We start from the raw sequence: 2,885 nt of genomic DNA on the forward strand, positions 1-2,885 counted from the left end.
GAAAAATCCAGCTGATTTATTCATTGAAAGAAAAGGCGATGAAGCGAATGTTTTCGAAATTTACAGGTCAAAAGTAACGATTCGCCCGTAAGACAATTATTTTCGCCCACAAGACAACCGATTCGCTTAATTAAGCTCAAAATAGGCGGGTGTCTAAAAAGGTGCTACCTTTTTAGACACCCCCTTTGTGTAGCCAGTTATGGCAAAGGTTTTGTACAAACCTATGTCTATTTAGATACAAAATCAATATGTCTTCTTAGGATTGAAATGACCAATGCCTTTTAATTCATAGTCAAAAAATTTAAGAATTAATTCATTTTCCATTTCAATACAGTAATATGGATCGATGTTGGCTTTTCCACCGTGTAGCGTATTTGCAATTATCGGAGAGAAAAGCTGTAAATCGGTCAAGCTTAAATGTTTTGCCCCTTTAAAATGAGTAGTATATGCTCCTTCGAATTGTTTATTGTTGAGTTTGTTCGCTACATAAATGGGCGTACTATCTAGTTGTCTCCAAACATCGTCCGAATAAATATTAAAAAGTGGGGTTGTGTAGGTTTTGTTGCTTGCCACAAAATTATCATCTGTTTTGTTATAAACAAGTTCACTATAGAAAGGGGCATCGATATTTACTACTGCACTTATATCATTGCGCTCTCTGCTTAGCCATACACTTGCGGCACCACCCATTGAGTGACCGAACACACCAATTTTCTCTGTATTGATATGTTGATAAAGAGAATTATTGTGATTTTTAGATTTTTCAAGTATTGTATCAATGACAAAATTCATATCGTCTGTTCGCAGTTTCATCCATTTTTGAATGATATTGTACAGTTCCTCATTCGAGTAAGCGCCTTTATTCATATTTTTGACTTCATGGCTAAAATCTGAATTAATCATAGTTACTGTTCCATCCTCTGAACGAGTAAAGAAGGAATGATAAGGGTGATCGATGGAAACGACTACATAACCGTGGCTTGCAAGTTCAGTATAGGTAGAGCTATTGCTATCCTTTATGCCATATGCCCCATGTGAGAACACCAAAAGTGGGTAGGTACCATTGCCGTTTTTCGGATACCAAAACTCTACATTCACAAATCTGTGCTGCTCCTTATCCGTAAATTCTTCCATACGATTTTTATCCGTATATGTGTAAGTAGCGGTTGCAACTTTATATTCACCAGTTACTTTTGGTGTTTTATGCTGCGGAAAAACAATCGCAGGTGCAAGTGCAAATACTGTTACAACGACCATTACAATGGATTTCCACACAATTTTAGAAGTTTTATATTTTTTGTTTTCCTTGTTACGGATAAGAGAAACTGTCGCCTTTACCGCTAATAGGAGAAGCATTATACCAAACATTACCCAGCATAAACTCCACACAATCACAGAGGAAAGTACGAGTACTACAAATGCAATAAATGCAGCAATCCTAATATAATTCTTTATTTTTCTATGGTTTTGCTTTGTTACCATACAGTAAACTGCAGAAACAATTTCGAAAATCAAAGTGATAATTAATAATAAAGTTCCCATTTTTATTACTCCTTTTTTCCAATCGATTTTTATTAACTCATCATAATAAGTAGCCGAAAAGAAGTATATAGAAAAACGGTAAGTTGCTTCTACAGGCAAATAAGATGCAAAAAAAGCGGTAAACTATAAAGTTTACCGTAAAATAATCTGTTGCAGAAAAAATGGCATAATGATATTCTGACTACTCATTATCATTTTTCTTAAATGCTTTTAGTTTTTCGTTAATTTTTTGGGCGTCTTTTATATCATTTTTCCATGACAACAGACGAACTATAATATAGATAACAGCAATTTGCAGTGCAAGAATAATTACATCTGATCCACTTTTCACAATATCAAAAATGCTGCCAAGGGTAATCAAGAGAATCTCCAAAGTGAAAAAATGAATAGCAATTTTTATCCGCATTTTCTTCTCACTTATTTCATTAGAAGAATATAAAATAAATCCCGTTAGTGCACTTAAGAATGAAAATGCAATAATGATATAAATTGACTTTAAATCAAAGGCCATGTCGGGATAATATATTTGTCTTAAAATAGTAATAATAATAATTATAGATGCGAAGATAATCAAGAAATCCCTAATGATGTTTTTTACAAATTCGGAAAGTTTCATATATGTATCCCACCTTTTACAATCCAAGCAATTTTTTTAGGACAGGCACATACTGCCTTGATATAACAGCACGTTCCCCATTATCAAGTATTGCCTCGAATCGGCCACTAAAGGAAGGGTGAACGGACGAAATTTTAGCTATGTTTAGAATGGTTGATTTCGTGGCACGAAAACAGTCCTTTTCTTTGCATATTTCCTCTAACTCATAAAGCTTATGTTTTACCTCAAAAACGTTGTCCTTGCAGTAAAGAAAAACCTTTCCATCAACTGCCTCAAAATAATAAATATCTCTAAGATTAATACGATAAACTTTATCATTTTGATACCCCAGTATTATGAAGGTTTCAGTTTTTAGTTTACTTACGATTTCATGTATTTCTTCATCTACCTCATGACACCTAATAAGGATTTCTTCTTCCAGTTCTCTACTTATTTCTTGTATTGAAATTTTCAAATGATCACCCACTAAAATTCAAACTATTTCAGGTTAGATGTCCGTGATTCTACTAGCACCATCGGATTTGGAAATAACAACCTTCAGACCAGACCATTATAACACATTCAAATCTCATCTTTTTTTCATTTTAATAAAACCTTATCATAAGTAAGTTAGATTTTTAAAAGGAGCAGCCGATTTATCCCGTATTAACAGGCTGTAAAAACCCGATTGGTAAAACTACCAATCAGTGGGGGATGAGGAAAACCCCCACTGATTGAAGGTTCACTT

General features: G+C 33.9%; 3 protein-coding genes. All 3 read right to left on the bottom strand.

What is annotated here, in order from left to right; translation table 11 throughout:
- Positions 1-243 precede the first annotated feature (243 nt).
- Entirely contained in the window at positions 244-1,542 is a 1,299-nt protein-coding gene (locus C9J34_RS21495) for an alpha/beta hydrolase family protein (RefSeq protein WP_107842195.1), read from the bottom strand.
- A 181-nt stretch (positions 1,543-1,723) separates the two neighbouring features.
- The gene (locus tag C9J34_RS21500) at positions 1,724-2,158 is read right to left on the bottom strand and encodes a DUF3021 family protein (RefSeq protein ID WP_107842196.1); all 435 of its coding nucleotides are present in this window, start codon (positions 2,156-2,158) and stop codon (positions 1,724-1,726) included.
- Between the two features lie 16 nt (positions 2,159-2,174).
- Positions 2,175-2,612: a LytTR family DNA-binding domain-containing protein gene (locus C9J34_RS21505; protein WP_107842197.1), complete on the bottom strand. Its 438-nt coding sequence runs from the start codon at positions 2,610-2,612 to the stop codon at positions 2,175-2,177.
- Between the last annotated feature and the right edge of the window lie 273 nt (positions 2,613-2,885).

Source organism: Metasolibacillus meyeri (genome assembly GCF_003049505.1).
GTDB classification, from domain to species: Bacteria; Bacillota; Bacilli; order Bacillales_A; family Planococcaceae; genus Metasolibacillus; species Metasolibacillus meyeri.

Excerpts from the sequence above, each read along its gene's own strand:
- C9J34_RS21495 (WP_107842195.1), bottom strand. The coding sequence starts at position 1,542 with ATGGGAACTTTATTATTAATTATCACTTTGATTTTCGAAATTGTTTCT.
- C9J34_RS21500 (WP_107842196.1), bottom strand. The coding sequence starts at position 2,158 with ATGAAACTTTCCGAATTTGTAAAAAACATCATTAGGGATTTCTTGATT.